Annotated in this window: 18 protein-coding genes; 4 read left to right on the forward strand and 14 right to left on the reverse strand. The window is 42.6% G+C overall.

Annotated features, from left to right (window positions below):
* The first annotated feature begins 18 nt into the window (after nt 1-18).
* On the forward strand, nt 19-333 hold the full coding sequence (locus FY206_RS19400; RefSeq protein WP_077064209.1) for a cell wall-binding protein: 315 nt from the start codon (nt 19-21) through the stop codon (nt 331-333).
* A 49-nt stretch (nt 334-382) separates the two neighbouring features.
* Here the strand turns inward: FY206_RS19400 and FY206_RS19405 are convergent, their stop codons facing one another.
* The 6 genes from FY206_RS19405 to FY206_RS25655 all read right to left on the reverse strand — a co-directional run bounded on the left by FY206_RS19405 (nt 383) and on the right by FY206_RS25655 (nt 5,524).
* Nucleotides 383-808 carry a hypothetical protein gene (locus tag FY206_RS19405; protein WP_060612227.1) on the reverse strand — a complete coding sequence of 142 codons (426 nt, stop codon included), beginning with the start codon at nt 806-808 and terminating at the stop codon, nt 383-385.
* Between the two features lie 102 nt (nt 809-910).
* Nucleotides 911-1,294, reverse strand: a complete 384-nt coding sequence (locus tag FY206_RS19410) for a hypothetical protein (protein WP_077064208.1) — start codon at nt 1,292-1,294, stop codon at nt 911-913.
* The gene (locus FY206_RS19415; protein WP_077064207.1) at nt 1,287-2,933 is read right to left on the reverse strand and encodes a hypothetical protein; all 1,647 of its coding nucleotides are present in this window, start codon (nt 2,931-2,933) and stop codon (nt 1,287-1,289) included. The genes FY206_RS19410 and FY206_RS19415 overlap by 8 nt, the downstream gene beginning before the upstream one ends.
* A complete protein-coding gene (locus FY206_RS19420) occupies nt 2,920-4,290 on the reverse strand; it encodes a site-specific integrase (protein WP_077064206.1) in 1,371 nt (456 codons plus the stop codon). Before FY206_RS19420 ends, FY206_RS19415 begins: the two co-directional genes overlap by 14 nt.
* Nucleotides 4,241-5,026 carry a site-specific integrase gene (locus FY206_RS25650; protein ID WP_243144144.1) on the reverse strand — a complete coding sequence of 262 codons (786 nt, stop codon included), beginning with the start codon at nt 5,024-5,026 and terminating at the stop codon, nt 4,241-4,243. The genes FY206_RS19420 and FY206_RS25650 overlap by 50 nt, the downstream gene beginning before the upstream one ends.
* Nucleotides 5,027-5,080: 54 nt before the next feature.
* Nucleotides 5,081-5,524: a hypothetical protein gene (locus tag FY206_RS25655; RefSeq protein ID WP_243144145.1), complete on the reverse strand. Its 444-nt coding sequence runs from the start codon at nt 5,522-5,524 to the stop codon at nt 5,081-5,083.
* Between the two features lie 347 nt (nt 5,525-5,871).
* On the opposite strand from FY206_RS25655, the gene FY206_RS19430 reads away from it, so the two are divergent.
* Entirely contained in the window at nt 5,872-6,447 is a 576-nt protein-coding gene (locus FY206_RS19430) for a hypothetical protein (protein ID WP_077064205.1), read from the forward strand.
* Between the two features lie 32 nt (nt 6,448-6,479).
* Here the strand turns inward: FY206_RS19430 and FY206_RS19435 are convergent, their stop codons facing one another.
* Genes FY206_RS19435 through FY206_RS19450 form a run of 4 tightly spaced genes read right to left on the reverse strand, consistent with a single transcriptional unit; the run spans nt 6,480 to nt 12,419 of the window.
* Nucleotides 6,480-8,327 carry a UvrD-helicase domain-containing protein gene (locus FY206_RS19435; protein ID WP_077064204.1) on the reverse strand — a complete coding sequence of 616 codons (1,848 nt, stop codon included), beginning with the start codon at nt 8,325-8,327 and terminating at the stop codon, nt 6,480-6,482.
* Nucleotides 8,327-10,306 carry an ATP-dependent nuclease gene (locus tag FY206_RS19440; protein WP_001549608.1) on the reverse strand — a complete coding sequence of 660 codons (1,980 nt, stop codon included), beginning with the start codon at nt 10,304-10,306 and terminating at the stop codon, nt 8,327-8,329. The genes FY206_RS19435 and FY206_RS19440 overlap by 1 nt, the downstream gene beginning before the upstream one ends.
* 2 nt (nt 10,307-10,308) lie before the next feature.
* Nucleotides 10,309-10,953: a hypothetical protein gene (locus FY206_RS19445; RefSeq protein ID WP_077064203.1), complete on the reverse strand. Its 645-nt coding sequence runs from the start codon at nt 10,951-10,953 to the stop codon at nt 10,309-10,311.
* A gap of 2 nt (nt 10,954-10,955) precedes the next feature.
* Nucleotides 10,956-12,419: a tyrosine-type recombinase/integrase gene (locus FY206_RS19450; protein WP_077064202.1), complete on the reverse strand. Its 1,464-nt coding sequence runs from the start codon at nt 12,417-12,419 to the stop codon at nt 10,956-10,958.
* A gap of 147 nt (nt 12,420-12,566) precedes the next feature.
* Between FY206_RS19450 and mutS the strand changes: the two genes are divergently transcribed.
* Nucleotides 12,567-15,134 (forward strand): DNA mismatch repair protein MutS, encoded by a 2,568-nt coding sequence (mutS, locus tag FY206_RS19455; RefSeq protein WP_032643073.1) that lies wholly within the window; start codon nt 12,567-12,569, stop codon nt 15,132-15,134.
* Between the two features lie 121 nt (nt 15,135-15,255).
* On the opposite strand, the gene FY206_RS19465 is transcribed toward mutS, so the two are convergent.
* Genes FY206_RS19465 through FY206_RS19475 form a run of 3 tightly spaced genes read right to left on the reverse strand, consistent with a single transcriptional unit; the run spans nt 15,256 to nt 17,507 of the window.
* A complete protein-coding gene (locus FY206_RS19465; protein WP_003862116.1) occupies nt 15,256-15,477 on the reverse strand; it encodes a non-oxidative hydroxyarylic acid decarboxylases subunit D in 222 nt (73 codons plus the stop codon).
* Between the two features lie 10 nt (nt 15,478-15,487).
* Nucleotides 15,488-16,915 carry a non-oxidative hydroxyarylic acid decarboxylases subunit C gene (locus FY206_RS19470; protein ID WP_032643075.1) on the reverse strand — a complete coding sequence of 476 codons (1,428 nt, stop codon included), beginning with the start codon at nt 16,913-16,915 and terminating at the stop codon, nt 15,488-15,490.
* A complete protein-coding gene (locus FY206_RS19475) occupies nt 16,905-17,507 on the reverse strand; it encodes a non-oxidative hydroxyarylic acid decarboxylases subunit B (RefSeq protein ID WP_008499595.1) in 603 nt (200 codons plus the stop codon). Before FY206_RS19475 ends, FY206_RS19470 begins: the two co-directional genes overlap by 11 nt.
* Before the next feature lie 172 nt (nt 17,508-17,679).
* Here FY206_RS19475 and FY206_RS19480 point away from each other — a divergent pair, with 172 nt between their 5' ends.
* Nucleotides 17,680-18,087, forward strand: coding sequence for a MarR family winged helix-turn-helix transcriptional regulator (locus tag FY206_RS19480; RefSeq protein WP_032643077.1), 408 nt, complete (start codon nt 17,680-17,682; stop codon nt 18,085-18,087).
* On the opposite strand, the gene FY206_RS19485 is transcribed toward FY206_RS19480, so the two are convergent.
* Nucleotides 18,084-18,971, reverse strand: a complete 888-nt coding sequence (locus tag FY206_RS19485; protein WP_032643079.1) for a LysR family transcriptional regulator — start codon at nt 18,969-18,971, stop codon at nt 18,084-18,086. The genes FY206_RS19480 and FY206_RS19485 overlap by 4 nt on opposite strands.
* Nucleotides 18,972-19,036: the final 65 nt, after the last annotated feature.

Consider the following 19,036-nt stretch of genomic DNA (forward strand, 5'->3'; position numbering starts at 1 on the left):
GAACAAAAGGGATTTAACATGAAAGCATATGCTATGCTAACGATCATTCTTTCTACTTTTCTATTAACAGCCTGTAATAGCGAACCATCAGAAAAAGATATTTATAATGCTTTCAAAAGTGTTGTGGATAGATCAAATGCAAGTATGAAAGCTCTTGACTCAAGAATTCCAGAAAAATATCTTTTAAGAATAGATTATGTGAAGAAAGTTAGCTGTTCAAAAGAAGCAAATAATGTATATAACTGCATTGTAGATGCTTCTATTCGCAACAATAAACAGACAAAGCCAATTAAATTAGTTAAAGCTGATGGTGTATGGAAAGAAGTTCAGTAACAGTCGCAACCAAACACTCTCTGTTAGCCCCTACTTAGGGGCTATTTTACTACAGCCTAACGGTTCTTACGCGAACCTCATGAGTCAACTCTTTCTCGATTATTTTCATTTCATATTGTGCTCTGACCGTAGCATAGATTTCTTCTGCTCGTTCTTGATTATTATCAATATAGTTAACGAGAGAGTTTAACTCACGAAGAACAGCTTCTTTATTATTTAATTGCCTTAATAAACCACTCGTCAGAGATTTATACACAGAACTAAACATCGTCATAATGTTATCTATATTACGATTTGACCGCGTATATTGTCTTCTGGGGTAAAAGTATTTTAAATGATAACCGACAAATATTAGGTAGAGTTGATGAGAGAAACTTTTATCGTGCGACAGGTACCGTCTTGATATGTATTTATCTACGATGACAACAAGCTGTTCTTCAAGTGTCATTACTGAATTAAAATTGTTTTTGTTCATAAGTTGCATCCTTGCAAAATTTGATTTTGTCTTCCTGACAATACATATATAATTACCACACATTTAAAAAATATCAATAGACAAAACCTATTAATATTAAAATTATTTTTTATTTTGGGAAAAAATTTGATCTTCTCTAAGACCTTTGCTGTATGCGACCATCTGAAGGTCTCTAACCATAATAAGAAGTCTATTATTCTCATTTAGTAATCTCGCATTTTCTTTTTCTAATTTATTTATTTTATTCGAAGCATAGGCAAGACTTTGAGCACTTTTAATATGCTTAACAGTTTCACCTTTAATTCTCTTTTTCTGCTGATATGCATAAGCTATTACTGTATGTCTTGAAAGAGCCTGTCTCGTTGGTTTTTTACCGAAATGTTCCTCTACGGAATCACAAAGACTAACCCAGGTTAAATCACCTTCCCAGCCATTTATTTTATCGAGAACGAATTCAATATCTTCCTTGTTAAACTTTTTACTCATTATGTTCTCCTCTAAGATAATAACTAACAATATGATTTATAATTCTACCAACTTCTTGAATTTCTCTTTCAACATAGTTTGCTTTCTGTGAATTATATTGGCTTCTGTATAAATTGTTTTTTTCTTCAAGCGTTTTTAAATGGTCCTTAAGTTTGCAAATGATTTCTTCCTTACTTCCTCCACCTAACTCCGAAATCATTTCATCAGCAAACAATACTCTTCGTTCGTTTTGTCTCAACTCCTCCCAAGTTCGGTTGTCATACACATTATTTTGTTCAACATTTTTCCTCCCTGACCAAAAAGCTATTTCTATATCAGAAAGCATAGCTCTTTGAGCAAGAGTATTTAAAAGGTGTCTTGGCTGATGACTACTAAAAATCTCTTTCATACCATTAGGATGTAATGCCTTGTGCCGTTGAAAAAAATTTAAAGTAGTCTCCTTTCCTGACCTTTTTTTAAAGTCAGAATAAAATATCTTATCACTTGTGGGCAAGATACAGAATAAATCGACTCCTTTTTTCAAATGTAATTGGTCTTTATTTAGGAGTAATAATCTATTACTAAGTTTTATCGTTTTTGAAAATATATCCCAGGGTTTAGTTTTATCATTATAATTAAAAACTTCATTCCAAAACTCCTTTGCACTAAGGACCCCACTCTCAACCCGCATTAAAATATTTTTGGTTTTAGCATTGAAGCACTTCTTACTATCTATATTTAAAAGTTCATACAACTTTTCATGAAAATATCTTCCATTCTCTTCAGTATCTAAACTATTATAGAACTCCAACTCCCCTTTTTCTCGTATGCTTGCTATACACCTTGCCATCCTTGATAATACCTTTAATCTTTGAATGGATAATTTTGCTATTGAGTGCATATTCCTTGGAACCCACTTGATATTTTCTCCATAGCCTTTTGCACTATGATAACGAATGCCATAGGTTCCTTTCCCCTCTTTATCTTTCCCTTCTACTTCACAATCAACTTCAAGGCTCAATACCTCAGATATTCGTGTTGGAGCACAAAGAAGCAGTGCGATGATAGATGTAGTAAATATATCTCTTTGACTTTTATCATTAGAACTAAAAACCCTACCAACAAGATCTATCACTTTATCTTCTGGTAATTTATTTTTAACTCTATTTTGTTCTGGAATATCTCTGATAGCTTTATTTCTATTTTTTCTCACTCTGGAGTTAAACTTACTAAGCTTTGGATTCACTATGTTATTGATAGCCAATACATCTAAAATATTTTTTAATGCTTTCTCAATAGCCCCTGCCCGATCATTTGAGAATTTCTTTTCACCTTGAAGTATTATATCGTTAATAATGTCTGGGTTAATATTGACAATGTGTGGCTCTATTTTCATATTAATAAATGAATATTCCATTATTTTTATTGTTGCTAAATAAAGCAAAGATTTGCCCACATTAGGGAAGCATTCTCTGTATATAATAACTTTAGATAATTGTTGAAAATGCTCTCCCATTTCGTTGTATCTTTTTATGTGATTGTTATTTTTAAATGAAACCCCTTTACCCCATGACAAATCATCCCAATTTATAATATTTTCTTTTTTTGCCTGTGTCTTTACTTCATTAGCTAAGACTTCATAATTCTTATAATAACTCATTATTCATGCCCTCCCAGTTGAGCAATTCAACTATTTTATTTATTTTGCATTCTAAGATTGAGGAAAAGTCCGTTAGAATTTCAAACTCTGCTTGCTTCGTATAACCTGCTATTAATTCTTTAGTAAGCTCTTTTATGATTATCAAATCGTCAACCAACCCAAGTGTAATGTCGTCACTTTTTTTTGAAAATGAAGCGATATAAGGACTTACTGAATCATTTATCGCCTGATCAATTCTGAATGAAAACTCTTCATTGTTTTTTGCATATGACAATACTGATTTCAAATTGCTATGATCTAAAGCTTTTGCTATCGTTCCTAATCCATAACCTTTAAGTGCAAGCCTTGTGGCTAATGTAACCCTAAGTTGACGAGAGTTAATTTTTTTATTTTTATCTTTACTTACTCTCTTGCAAACGGCCTGAACCCTACGGGTTATTCTCTTAGAACTCATATGCAAATTGAAGAAATTGTTTTCATATAATTCATCAAGCTTGTAAGCCGAATTAAAAAAACAAGGATCAATAAAGAGGGGTAAATTGTTTAATTCCTCTTCAGTTAATATATCTCCTACCTCACTCTGCACAAAAACTTTAACTACTGATTTTAGTTCTGATAGTGAATTGAACAAATTATCCCCTATACACAATTCGGAAAATTCTGTTCTGAAACTATCTCCTTGCTTTAATCTGGGTATGTTTAAATAATTACCATTTTTTTTGACATAGAGATCCTTCCTTTTTAATTGGGCTATCTGCATTGGTCTTCTACCTGAATATATCATTAGCATGACTAAAAGGTAGTCATTCATAGTCATACTTCCCTCCTTGTATTCCTTTGTCATACACCCGATTAGATTCTTCAATTCATACTCTGATAATGGTCTTAACGACTCTTTACGCTCAATATAGGCAGTTGTCTTGTTGGGCTTAGTTACTTTCCATTTGGAAATCAAATCCAGCATTTCTAGATCTAAGAATTCATCATTTAGCTCATAATGTTTTATTAAAAAGTACTTTAAACTTTCAACATGTGTATAACTTATTTTGTAATACGCATTGTAAAATCTATTTAGTAACCCATAATCAAATTTGTCCAACTTCCCTTGATTAAAAACAACAAGTTTCTTTATAGAAAAGAAAAACTTTCTGGCATAAGCTGAACTAAAATTAACAGCAGTATATGCAAGTGTATCTTTTATAGATGCTAATAAGTTAGCATTAATGTTGCTTTCAAAATATGAGAAATTTAATTTAACATCTTTGCTCAGAAACCAAACACTGTCATTTAAACTAAAATTATTTCTGCTATCTTTTGCTTTTAATACCAAGTAATTTTCTAACATTAATGCTTTCATCTATTTCTCCTTCAATTTTATTTATGATTTTATTATTTACCAAGTCTGCCTCTTCAAAAGCTTTTAAAGTTTCTTCGCTAATATAACGATTATTGTAAATCAAAGCCGTTTTGGAGTTCATTTTCCACCCCATTCTTATGCATCTGATTCTATCTAATTGGGTCAATCTGTATTGATCAGTGACCCCTATGTATTTCAAACTGTAAATATAGTTCCATGTATGCCGTAGACAATGCCCTGTGAAATTTTGAAAAGATACTCCATTGAATTCAATTCTACTTATTTGCTTAATTACCTTATGATATGCACTTATTGATAGAGGAAACCCTTCCGTAGGACCAGATTTTTGAGTAATAAATAAGTAATTATGATTTAAGCTTTTCGAATACAAAGACCTATCATTGTCTATATATGAAGAGATTTGCATAGACAATTTTTTGCTAATATTTAATTCTCGTTCAAATGTTTTAACAAGTGGTTGAAAAACCCTTGGATCTGCTGGGTCATTCACTCTTTTACAAACTTTAAGATATCTTTTCTCCTTGTTAAAATCAGAAATTTTCAAGTTCAATAGCTCACCCCCTCGCATTCCAGTTTCCTGAAGAATGAGGATTATGAGTTGATTTCTTTTACGGCAACTGATATCGACAAATGGATTGTATTGGCTTTCAGGTTCTAAACATTGCAATAAAATGTCTAAGCTCTCTTTTTCTAATGATTTAAAATCATTATTCAAATAGAGTTGAGAGTTTAATTTAGGTTTATGTTTACGAAAAAGTAAATTAACACTTTATAATATAATGTTTGTCTCATATATTGTAGTGCTAAAATATGATTCATAAATCCAAGAAATGTAGGAACTAATTACTGTCAATCTATAATGAAGATTTTCTTGATTGATCTTTTTATACTCTTTTATATCTATAACTTTTTGTTTTTTATTTTTAACTCTAAGTTGTTCTGACAATGAATAGATTTCAGTAAAGCTAAGGAAGGTCTTAGATTTAATTCTTTCGATAAGATTTATATTTGATTCTATTAGATAATTTTCAAAAGCAATCAAAGTGTAAGCATTTCTCAATACTGTATTAAATGACTTATTCTTTTGCTTATATAGCAAACCAAGATATATATTTTGATAATACAATGGCAAACCGTTTTTTGAATCCAAAATCATACAAAATCTGCTTCCATCACTCGCCATTAACTTCTTTACTGAATATCTCCTATTCATTATTACCCCACAATTTATTTTTTTATTTATAGGTAACATAATTTTTTAGCAAGTTACAAATTTATTTTCTATTATTTTCAATGACCTTATTACTCGTGGCTTTAATAAAGCAATCGGCCATATATTCACCTTAAGGTGAATATATAACCCCCTATATTTACTTTAGTTAGTAACTCATTGATATAAAATGAATAATAGAAAAGTGTAATTTGTTTTGTAAAGCACAAACAAGAAATTAGCAAATATTTAAATGTACAGTGTACGAAAACTTAACCAACTATGTTAATGGCAACTGTATGATGATAAAATTACTCATCTTACGATCTATATTATATGAGTAATGTTTCATGGTACGAAAAATCTCTGCCTTTTTAAAGATAATAGGAGTTATAGGTTCTTTATGCGGGATTATTGCGACAGTATTCGCAATCTATGCGTACTACAACCCGACCTCCCCTTCTACTCAGAGATATGACAGTATTGTAGGAAGCTGGCTATCTGATTACTCTTACACCGTAAAAGGGAATACCGTTAGGGTTAATGGAAAAACTACCTTCTTCTCTAATGGAAAATACAACTTTCATGGCAGTATCTCTATTAACTCTAATGCTCCAGGTGACCATATATTAATAGACTATCTTTCTGATGGTGCTGGTGATTGGGAACTATATGATAATGAGTTAATTACATCATTAAATAGCCTAAAAACAAAACCTATGAAGCTGGCTTTAAATAACGAAGATCTTGATCCACTGAAAATAGAGGTGATAAACAATAAAAAGTTACCAACTATTGAGGAGAATATGGCTGATGGGAAAAACCAATCCTATAAAATAATAAAATCTTCAAAAAGCCAGTTAACATTGGAGGTTATTAACGAAATCGGAAGCAATTTCAACTTTACTATGCAAAAAACAAAATAGAAATGATGGCGATCTGAAATCGCCATCATTTTTCAACCTTGATAATCTTCAGCCTCGATACCACAATAAGTTATCATGTTTGTTATTAACGGTATATCATTACAATTCTGCTTGAAAGACCTGCCATAACTATTGTTTCTTATTTTACAACGAGTCATTAATACTTCTTCAATGGCTCTTGAAAATGCCACAAAGACTGTTTTTTGATTTTCTATTTGCTCTTCTTCTTTACCAAAATAGGCACCAGGTTCAAGACCCACAACGATGACCTTCCTGAACTCTAACCCTTTACTTTTATGGATGGTCATAAGAGGTATTGTTTTATTGCCAAGTAATAAATCAATGGCTTCTGATGTGTTTTCTTTTACATCTAACTTATCGAGGTGGCGAGAAAGTAATTCTATGCTATATTCTAAACCATTCCCACTCATATACTGCGGAAAGTAAGACTTTATTTTATCGACACCAAATATACTTAATAATGAATATAAATAATCGACAATTTCTCCTTTAATTACCCGATGAGATTTAATAAACTGGCTAAGTTCTTTTTCTAACCGTGTAACATCACCTCTTTTACTTACTCCTCTTATATTACATAGAAGCTCCATTGTAGTGGCCCAGCTTTCTATGGATTTTCTATTACAGACAAACATTAGCATTTGTAAAAGTAACTGTACTACAGCTTCATTTAAAAGATCCTGATACTCGTTCTCAAGGCGACATTGTATTTTCAAATATTGCAATGCTGAAATGATATCGTCTGTATATTGTTTAGCCGGGTTTCTTAGCAGTATACATATATCTCTTTCATTTACTCCTTCAATAATCCATTGCTGGATACATAATGCTATATATGCCCCTTCAATACTACTTTCGTCAAATTGTAGTAACTTAGCTGAACCTTCATTTTCAATCAACATCATATCAGGCTTTATATCAGCATGATTCATAAAAGCTTCCATCATGCGTTGATAATTTATGAGGTTTTTTAATGACCTTCTATTGCTAACTAATTCATTAGGTTGTTCGATTCCAAAATCTTTTTTAAACACATCAAAAGCATTGTGCATTGCACCTGCCCAACCCATTATTCTTTGTTTTGTATCACCGACTGCTGTTATTTTTATTTTTTTACCCAAGAAAATGCTCTTAAAAATCTCATATTGCCTATATGTTGTGTCCTGAAACTCATCGATAAAAGCATAGTCATATGTTGAATTTATAGCATTAGATAAATATTGATTCCTACTAATAATATAATTAGCAAGAAAATTAATCATCTTGAATGAAAGCCTTGATTTTGGTTTTAATAAGTGTAACCACACAAACCGTCTTATCCTGCCATCAACAGAATGTTCTAATGCTTTATTATAAGGAGTTACTATATAATTCTCTTCAAAATTATAAGGTTGTAATTTATTTAATTCTTCAGATGTTAATCCTTCAAAGCCTACGGCCTCTCTTTTAATTTCTTCAACTAAATCATTATTATTTGGAAAGATTATTTCATAGTCATTTGATGGACGATAAGATTCCGGAATAGTGCTTTTAAAGCGATCAACAATACTTTTACAGAATGCATCAAATGTTGTTGATTCAAATTTGTGTCTATATTTTGTATCAAGCCGTGAGTTTACTCTATCTTGAAGATTTTTGGCCGCATCCTTTTTGAAAGATAATGCAATTATTTTTTTGCTTCTACACTTTCCTGTTTCAATTAAAAAACATGCTTTCTGAGCTAATAATTCTGTCTTACCAGCACCAGGTCCAGCAAGAACGAGGTTATGTTCTGTGCTATTTCGAATTACCTTCATAGCCTCGTCTTCAACTTCTTGGATATCCTTTAAAACCCAATCTGCATCTTTAATAGTCGGCATTAAAGTAATCCTCTAACAGTTTCGATAAGCTCATTAAGAACTTCAGGACTATTATCTCTTAACCTATCGTCTTCCATTTTGGATAGAACATAATTATGCGATAATGGCTTACCTCTTCCTAAAAATAAGTAGCGATACCAAAAGTATTTTTCAAAGTCATCGAACTTCTTAATATCAATGTCTTTTTCTTCTTTTTTCAAAACTGAAGCTATTGCTGCTTCCACTTTCTTGTTATATTCAGGGTCATCATCCTTTGGCAATCTTGGGCCTCCATTTACTGGAACAAATGTCTTATAATCCTCAAAGAATTTATTAAGCATTATCCAATCTAAATCATAGGGATAGGAAAAATAAACATTATAATCTTTCAGACACTCTATCCATCCCGATTCACTATCTGGATTCTCATCCCATGTATGCATTTCTTCAAGTTCTTCATCGCTTAAAGTTCCTGAAGTGACTCTTAATAATTCATTTTTATCCGCACCAATAGAAATTAATTGTTTGACTGCATATTTAATTCTTCCCCATCCACCACCGCCTCTTCTGAAATCGTAATCAAGAAGAGTTACATGAGGAATTGAAAGCTCATTTAAAAGTTTCCAAAAATGATTAACATATCGCCCACCTAATGGCGCAAATGTTATCAATGAAGTATCAAGCTCTATCCCATTTACTTGTGCTATTTTAGGTATTACAATTTCTTCGCTATCCCCTTCACCAAGTATGACAACTTTTGCAAAATATATTTCTGGATATGCTTTTACGGCCTCCTTAACATATGTGAAGGTATCAACATTTTCTGCATCACCTTCACCTTTGCTTGGTAATAATATTTCCTTGACTACTGTATTTTTATTATCATTAAGACGGAAATATCTTATATTCTCAGGTTCTACCCGATTAAGTAAAGATGGTGCATGTGTTGTTAAAACAACTTGTGCTCGATCATTTTCTGATATCTCTTCACACAGCTTAACTATTCTTCCTAAGTATTGTGGTGAAAGGTGGTTTTCGGGTTCTTCTATTAATATTATCGTTAAATTTGGAGGATCTAATGCTTCTACTGATATCGATAAATGTTTGCCCTCAGAATTTATTATCTCATCTTCAATATCAAATGCAGATTTAACTAAAGATAAATAAAATAATGATTTCATACCATCACTCAATCTTTCAGTTGGTAATGGTTGAGTATCTGGACTGGGTAAAAATACAGTATCGATATGTTTTAATACATCATCAATTCCATTCACTACTGGCTTGATTTGAAGTTCTTCGAAGTAACCACCAGTGAAAAGAGATTTCCAATTTCTGCCTAATGAAGATGTTATTGTCTGGACTCCAACTTCTTCTTGGAATTGATTTCCGATTGAAACAGCAACCTCATCAACTGTTGCCCCCATTTGTTCAGACCATTCGACTGCATTTATCAAACGGTGCATGATGGTTCCGGCTGTTTGCTTCAGTTGTTGGGCAGGATCTCGGTAAGCAGGGACATAGTGGACATGAATTTTTGATCTTTCATATGCCGTTATATTTTTTTCAGACTCCCCTATTTCCCATACCAGATCGCTTTCTATATCGCCTTCAGCAAGATTAGTCTTTGTCCATTTTGCTTTTAATTTTGCTATACAGAATGGGATCTCTCCTGCTTCACTTGAAATTAAATGCTTAAAGAAATCTGCAACCGAGTCGTCCTCACCGTCTTTTAGGTCTGCAAATTCGAATTTTACACGAACTGATAGCTCTCTTTCATCTTGAGTATCAATTTCATCTCCAGGAGGAACATAAAAATCATCAACTTGAATAATTCTATCTGAGCTTTTGACACCAAACATCCTTGTCAATGCGAGGAGAACAGCCGTTTTACCTGTTCCATTCCCTCCAATTAAGCTGGTGAATGAATTTATATTTATAGTTTGCCCTACATTATCAAAGCTCTTAAAGCCTTTGATCTCCATTTCAGTAATTTTCATTATCACCTCAATTGCTGTTTTAAAAAATTATAATCACTAATTACTTCTGCATTTGTAATGATTTCTTGTGAGCACTGCTTAAAACATTCTAAAAATATATTTTTATTATCGTTATGTTCCCAATGTTTTTTCAAAGCTTCTTCAATTGAAATCCAAATAACTTGCAAGTCGTTATTAGATATTTGGCTTGTTAAAACTGTTTCTTCCACACAGAGGATATGCCCTAAGATGACATCATCGTATATCTCAGTATCTGAATCTCTAACTCCTAACCTTTTTATTTTCCTTTTTTGGATGATTTTATTTTTAACAATAAAAGGTTGTTCTTCTATAAAATCGGTCAATGATGTAAAAGCCAAACCACGAACCTGAGCACCATGCATTGAACTACTTACTTTATGGATATCTCTCCAAACTCGCAGATCACCTAATACATAGAGAACCCGCTGATTTCTCGCTTTCGTATCTTCTGCTTGGTATTGGATATAAGGTGGTCCTCCCCCATTTTGTCTATATCGGGCAAGGGTTTTGATGCTTATGCCAAGAAAGGCAGAAGCAAGCTCACTATTTACAGTGGCAGAATCAGGCATTTGACCAAATAGTTTCCATACCTCTGAATACTCCCGCAAAACTTCCACCACACTCATCTTCACTCCCTCGTTTCAGGTAATGGAGGATACTTAGCCGAAGCAAGTAACACATTGTATAATTTAGGAGCAGTCATAAGCATATGCAACTCAATCCTTTGTAATGCTTCAAAAATCCGTTCTTGATCAGGTTCTGCATACCTTTCTGTTGGATCTGTTGTATTTCTGTGATTGAGCAGTCTCTTAACGACGGCATATGAAACAAGTTCTTCAGCAACCCTACCAAATGTCCTTCGTAGATCGTGCATACCAAGCTTCAGGATTCCCGCCTCTTGGCAGATATATTCCCTTAGACTTTTGCTATCGGAATAGTGACCAACTTTACTTCGAGAAGAACGGGCCGGGAAAACCCACTTCTGTTTGTCCTTCCGGGTTACCGTATCGTTTACTATGTCTCTTCTATCTTCCAAAATTCTTTTGACGGCATCACAAATCGGAAGCTCGTGATCGTTTCGATTCTTAGTGTCGTAAAAACGGATAGTTCTGTTACTCAGGTCAACATAGCTTGTCGTTTTTGCTTCTTCATTGGTGAGGGCTTCCCTCCAACATAAAGATGCTGTTTCTTCCTTACGAGCACCTAAGAGAATGGTGAGTAGCAGATAATCGCACCCAAGGCGGTTGAAGCTTCTCTTATTGTGTAATGCAGTCAAGAACCGACCAAGTGTATCTTTCGGAGAAAGTGGGTTTCGAACACCTTTCGCACGATAGCTATCCTCAAGCTCAGAACGAGTCCTAAACTTCTTCTGAACTTTCAAGATAGAGAATGGATTGTAGGACAAGGAGGGTTGTCGTTGCTGGGTCTGGGCATTGCTGGCTTCAATTTCGATTGCATGTCTGACAGCAACATTGGCCCAACGGAAGGTTTGTTCAGCAGCGGTTCTTGCTCTAATTGCGATTTCATCAAACTTACTAAGAATTTCATTACCGGTTAAATCCTTCACTCGAAGCCCTGACCATTCAGAAAGCCTGTTTTCTGCTTTGTTCAGGACATTAAGTGTGTTGGGTTTAGCTGGTTTAGACCTGCCAAGAAGGTGTTGACGATATTGAGCAAACACTTCACTGATAGTGAGCTCAGAAGCATCGGACTCCCGTTTTATATTGTTAGGGTTCCTTTTGGTCAACTTCATGGTTTGAACTAAATTGCGAGCAACCTCGCGGGCTTGATCGATGTTAGCGAAATCAGAGACATTGCCAATTGTAGACCTGATAACCTCCGATGGAGATTTCCCCCCTGTCTTTGGGCGATTGCCGGGAGAAGACACTCGTCGCTGAACGATATAGGTCTTTTTCGTTGCACTGATTTTGACACCGAAACCGACTGGTGAATCACGATGGCTGTCAGTGATAAGATAAGGTTTTCTATCTATGTTGGGTAAGTACACTACTCGCCCATCTTGATCGAGACCTGGTTTGACGTCGATAGATAACTTATTGATTATAATCGACTGATTGAGTGTCATTTTCATCGATGTATACCAGCAGTTCAAGTGTGTATACCAGATAGTAGCTAGAATACTTCTGGTATACAAATTTAACGATTCACATGGGTTTTAAAGGGTTTCACATGGGGTCACCTGAGTACCTAAAAGACTTAAAAAACGAGTAAAATCAATATGAATGAGTCTATTGACAAGGATCTATCTGACCATACGCCAATGATGCAGCAGTATCTGAAGCTGAAAGCACAGCATCCTGAGATCCTGCTGTTTTACCGTATGGGCGATTTTTACGAGCTGTTCTATGACGATGCCAGGCGTGCATCGCAGCTGCTCGACATCTCCCTGACCAAACGTGGCGCATCGGCAGGGGAACCCATTCCCATGGCAGGTATTCCGCACCACGCGGTGGAGAACTACCTGGCGAAACTGGTGAATCAGGGTGAGTCCGTCGCCATTTGCGAGCAGATCGGCGATCCGGCGACCTCAAAAGGCCCGGTGGAACGCAAAGTCGTGCGCATCGTCACGCCGGGCACCATCAGTGATGAAGCCCTGCTTCAGGAGCGCCAGGATAACCTGCTGGCCGCGCTGTGGCAGGACGGCAAAGGGTTTGGCTACGCCACGCTGGACATCAGCTCCGGGCGTTTTCGCTTGAGTGAACCGGCTGACCGGGAAACGATGGCGGCCGAATTGCAGCGCACCAACCCGGCCGAGCTGCTCTATGCCGAAGATTTCGCCGAAATGGCGCTGATTGAAGGCCGTCGTGGCTTACGCCGCCGCCCGCTGTGGGAATTCGAAATTGATACCGCGCGCCAGCAGCTAAATCTGCAGTTTGGCACCCGCGACCTGATCGGTTTTGGCGTCGAAAATGCGCCGCTCGGGCTGTGTGCGGCAGGCTGTCTCCTTCAGTACGTGAAAGATACCCAGCGCACCGCCCTGCCGCATATCCGCTCTATCACCATGGAGCGCCAGCAGGACAGCATCATCATGGATGCCGCCACGCGCCGTAACCTGGAGATTACGCAGAACCTGGCGGGCGGCGTCGAAAATACGCTCGCGTCGGTCCTCGACAGTACGGTGACGCCAATGGGCAGCCGCATGCTGAAACGCTGGCTGCATATGCCGATTCGCGATACCGGTACGCTGGTTTGCCGTCAGCAGACAATTGCGGCGTTGCAGGATCGCTATACCGAACTGCAGCCGGTTCTGCGTCAGGTGGGCGATCTGGAGCGTATCCTTGCCCGTCTGGCGCTGCGCACGGCGCGCCCACGCGACCTCGCGCGGATGCGCCATGCTTTCCAGCAGCTGCCGGAGCTGCGTGCGCAGCTGAGCGGCGTTGAAAGCGCGCCGGTACAGAAACTCCGTGAAACCATGGGCGAATTCGCCGAACTTCGCGAACTGCTGGAGCGCGCCATCATCGATGCGCCTCCGGTTCTGGTGCGCGACGGCGGCGTGATTGCCCCCGGCTACAATGAGGAGCTGGACGAGTGGCGCGCGCTGGCCGACGGCGCAACGGACTATCTTGATAAGCTGGAGATCCGCGAGCGCGAGCGTCTTGGGCTCGACACCCTGAAAGTGGGGTATAACGCGGTACACGGTTACTATATTCAGATCAGCCGCGGGCAGAGCCACCTGGCGCCGATTCACTACGTGCGTCGCCAGACGCTGAAAAACGCCGAACGCTATATTATTCCCGAGCTGAAAGAGTACGAGGACAAAGTTCTTACCTCGAAAGGCAAAGCGCTGGCGCTGGAAAAACAGCTTTATGACGAGCTGTTCGACATGCTGATGCCGCACCTGGCCGACCTGCAGCTGAGCGCCAGCGCGCTGGCGGAGCTGGACGTGCTGGTGAACCTGGCAGAACGCGCGGAAACCCTGAACTACAGCTGCCCGACCTTTACCGACAAGCCGGGCATTCGCATCACTGAAGGTCGTCACCCGGTGGTCGAGCAGGTGCTGAACGAACCGTTCATCGCCAACCCGCTGAGCCTGTCGCCGCAGAGAAGAATGCTGATCATTACCGGTCCGAACATGGGCGGTAAGAGTACCTATATGCGACAGACGGCGCTGATTGCGCTGCTCGCGTATATCGGCAGCTACGTTCCGGCGCAAAACGTGGAGATTGGCCCCATCGACCGCATCTTTACCCGCGTCGGGGCGGCGGACGATCTGGCGAGCGGTCGCTCAACCTTCATGGTCGAAATGACCGAAACGGCAAACATTCTGCATAACGCGACGGAGCACAGCCTGGTGCTGATGGACGAAGTCGGGCGCGGCACGTCAACCTACGACGGCCTGTCGCTGGCGTGGGCGTGTGCGGAGAGCCTCGCGAACAAAATCAAGGCCATGACGCTGTTCGCCACCCACTACTTCGAGCTGACGCAGCTGCCGGAGAAAATGGAGGGGGTAGCAAACGTCCACCTTGATGCGCTGGAGCACGGCGATACCATCGCCTTCATGCATACGGTGCAGGATGGCGCAGCGAGCAAGAGCTATGGTCTGGCCGTTGCGGCGCTGGCAGGCGTGCCGAAAGAGGTGATCAAGCGCGCGCGTCAGAAACTGCGTGAGCTGGAAAGCCTGTCACCGAATGCGGCGGCGACGCAGATTGATGGCACGCAGATGTCGCTGCTGGTGCCTGCGGAAGAGACGTCGCCAGCGGTGGAAGCGCTGGAAAACCTCGACCCGGACTCCCTGACGCCGCGTCAGGCGCTGGAGTGGATTTATCGGTTGAAAAGCCTGGTTTAGTTCTCTGCGGTCTTTTGCCCGGTGGCGCTGCGCTTACCGGGCCTACGGGTTTTGTAGGCCGGGTAAGGCGAAGCCGCCACCCGGCAAAACAAAGCGCACGATATTATCTACCGGGCATTTTTTACAACAGCGGCGGGATCGTCGGCACCTGCGGCGCCTCGTCAATATCCTTCTGCGTCATGCGGAACGCTTCCGGGTAATGCTCCCGGCTGGTCCGGCGCAGCGGTTCGGTATCGCGCCAGGTATACAAACAGTGCTGGCACTGGTAAACCGTCCAGACGCCTTTTACCGGCGACGTCGCCATCACTTCAATATGCTCATCGGCACAACGTGGACAAATCATCTTTTCCTCCTTATTGACGTGCTGCCAGCATCGCGGTCAGCTTTTCAGCCCAGGCTTTGGTTTCAGGCAGATCCTGTACCGGCTGGCTGTAGTGGCCCCGGGTATCCGGCGCGACGGGCGTAGTGGCATCGATAATCAGCTTGTCGGTAATGCCCGCCGGGCTGGATCCCGGGTCGAGTTCAAGCACCGACATGTTCGGCAGCTGCACCAGATCCCCTGCCGGGTTCACTTTCGACGACAGCGCCCACATCACCTGCGGGAGGTTGAACGGATCGACATCCTCGTCCACTACGATCACCATCTTCACGTAGCCCAGACCGTGCGGCGTGGTCATGGCACGCAAGCCGACCGCGCGGGCAAAACCGCCGTAGCGTTTTTTGGTGGAGATAATTGCCAGCAGACCGTGGGTGTACATCGCGTTCACCGCCTGCACTTCCGGGAATTCCGCTTTCAGCTGCTGGTAGAGCGGCACGCAGGTGGCTGGCCCCATCAGATAGTCAATCTCGGTCCACGGCATGCCGAGATAAAGGGATTCGAAAATCGGTTTGGTGCGATAGGAAACCTTGTCGATGCGGACAACCGTCATGTTACGGCCACCGGAATAGTGTCCGGTAAACTCGCCGAACGGCCCCTCGATTTCACGCTTGCGGCCTTCAATCACCCCTTCCAGGATCACTTCTGAACCCCACGGCACGTCGAAACCCGTCAGCGGCGCGGTGGCAATCGGGTACGGGCTTTCACGCAGCGCGCCGGCCATTTCATACTCGGACTGATCGTACTTCAGCGGCGTGGCGCCCATCAGGGTGATGATCGGATCGTTGCCGAGGGTGATCGCAATCGGCAGATCCTCGCCGCGCTCTTCCGCTTTGTGCAGGTGCAGGGCGATATCGTGCATCGGAACAGGCTGCAGGCCAAGCTTGCGCTTGCCCTTCACTTCCATACGGTAGATGCCGACGTTCTGCTTGCCGAAATTCTCCGGATCGAGCGGATCGCGCGAGACGACGCACGCTTTATCAAGATAAAACCCGCCGTCGCCGTCGTTCAGACGGAAAAGCGGCAGGATATCGAACAGGTTAATGTCGTCACCGTCGACCGTATTCTGCGCCCAGGCCGGATTGGCGCGGCGCTCCGGTGCAATCGGAAATGTATCCCAACGGCGAATAAATTCGTCGATCTGCTTTTTCACCGGCGTATTAGCAGGCAGCCCCATCGAAATGGCGTGGTTCTGCCAGGAGCCGATGGTGTTCATCACCACGCGGGCATCGGTAAAGCCACGAATATTGTCGAACCACAGCGCGGGCGCGCCGTCGCCAATGCGGCCGGTAGCGTTGGCTGCCGCCGCCAGATCCGGCTCGGCGTTGACCTCTTCCTCAATTTTCAGCAGTTGCCCTTGCTCATCGAGCGCCTGCAGGAAGCTTCTCAAATCATCAAATGCCATCTTTATTCTCCTGTGAAAAATGTTTCGCCTCCCGCAGCCCGTTCCAGCGGCGCGCTTTTTTATGCTCCAGACCGAACTGGTCAAGCACGCGGGTCACGATATGCTGGGTAATGTCATCGGCGGTTTGCGGGTGGTTGTAATACGCAGGCATGGGCGGCACCATCGCCACGCCCATGCGGGAAAGCGCCAGCATGTTCTCCAGATGAATGGTGCTGAGCGGCGTTTCGCGCGGAACCAACACCAGCTTGCGCCCCTCTTTCAGGACCACATCCGCCGCACGGCCCACCAGCCCTTCGGCGTAGCCCGCGCGGATCCCCGCCAGCGTTTTCATGCTGCAGGGAATGACGATCATGCCGTCGGTGCGAAACGAGCCGGAGGAGATAGTGGCGGCCTGATCGGCCGGGCTGTGGACAACGTCAGCCAGCGCGGCAACGTCCTGCGCGGTGTAGGGCGTTTCCAGCTCGATGGTGGTTTTTGCCCACTTAGACATGACCAGATGCGTCTCCACCTCCGGCATTTCCCGCAGCGCCTGCAGCAGCGCCACGCCCAGCGGAGCACCCGTTGCCCCCGTCATTCCGACTATCAATCTCATTCATCACCTCTATTAATTTGTTCGTGTACGAACATTGTAGATAAACTACTCCCGGATCGATTTTCTGACAAGATCGTTCGCACACGATCACACGAATGGCTAAAAAAAGCCGCGTTATCATCCTGCGCGTTAGCGGCTATCATAGGGAGAGATTTTTTCTGTCGGAGTGTTCATGGAACTAAGACAAGAGGCGTTCCACCTGTTACGTCAGCTTTTTCAACAGCATACCGCGCAGTGGCAACATGCCTTACCGGAACTGACCAAGCCGCAGTATGCGGTTATGCGCTCCATTGCCGAGCATCCGGGCATTGAACAGGTGGCATTGACCGAAGTGGCGGTCAGCACCAAAGCGACCCTGGCGGAGATGCTCAGCCGGATGGAGGCGCGCGGGCTGGTCAAACGCGAGCACGATCCGGCCGACAAGCGCCGCCGGTTTGTCTTCCTGACGCCGGAAGGGGAAGCCCTGCTTGCAGGCTGTCAACCGGTTGGCAACGAGGTGGATGAGGCGTTTTTAGGCCGTCTTAGCAAGGCCGAGCGGGAGCAGTTCTCTGCGCTCATCAAAAAGATGATGCACGATTAATTCACCCTGGTGCGCATAAAATCGATAAAGGTGCGCACTTTCGCTGACACATGCCGGGCATCGGGATAAACCGCATAGATGCCCTGCCGCGCAAAGGTATATTCCGGTAAAACCGGGACCAGTTTTCCCCCATCAAGCGCATCGCGCGCCAGCCATTCCGGCAGTAACGCCACGCCACCGCCTCCGATCGCAAAGGCCATCAGGGCCTGAGCGCTGTCGGCAAACAGGCGCGGCGCTTTTTTTATCTCCAGCGTTTCCGGCGCACCGCCGGCATCTTGCACCTGCCAGCGCAGCGGCGAGGCCAGGCGCTCGTGAATAATCCAGTCCGCGTGGGCCAGCTGCGCAAGCGTTTCAACAGGATGGTTAGCGAGCCACCCGGGCGTCGCGACCGGGAGAATCGAGAAGTGCGAAATCAGCGCGGCGTGGTTGCGCGAATCGGCAAGCGTCCCTAGCCGGATGGCCACGTCAAAGCGCTCCGAGATAAGGTCCGCGTGCAGGGATGACGAAACATGCCGCACGCGAAGATCCGGATGCTGCTGGCTGAACTCGGCCAGCAGCGGCACCACCACCCGTGCGCCATATTCGGGCGTGGTCGTGATCCGCAGTTCACCGGTGAGCCCCGCATGGTTGGCGCGGACATCATCCTGCAGCCGTTCTGCGTCCTTCAGTAGCGCCACGCTGCGCTGATGAAAAAGCGCGCCCGCCTCGGTTAACGTCAGGCGACGGGTGGAGCGCAGCAGCAGCGTAACGCCCAGCTCATCTTCAAGCTGGCGAATATTGAAGCTGACCACGGCTTTCGTCAGCCCCATAGCCTCGGCCGCGGCAGTGAAACTGCCGGTATCGGCCACCGCGACAAACATCTGCGCCCGCTGGAGGTTAATCATCTTACGCCTTTAACTGTCAAAATATTTTTGACAGTATATCGCGCTTTGCCAGGTTTATCCGTGCC

The organism is Enterobacter chengduensis (assembly GCF_001984825.2).
Taxonomy (GTDB): domain Bacteria; phylum Pseudomonadota; class Gammaproteobacteria; order Enterobacterales; family Enterobacteriaceae; genus Enterobacter; species Enterobacter chengduensis.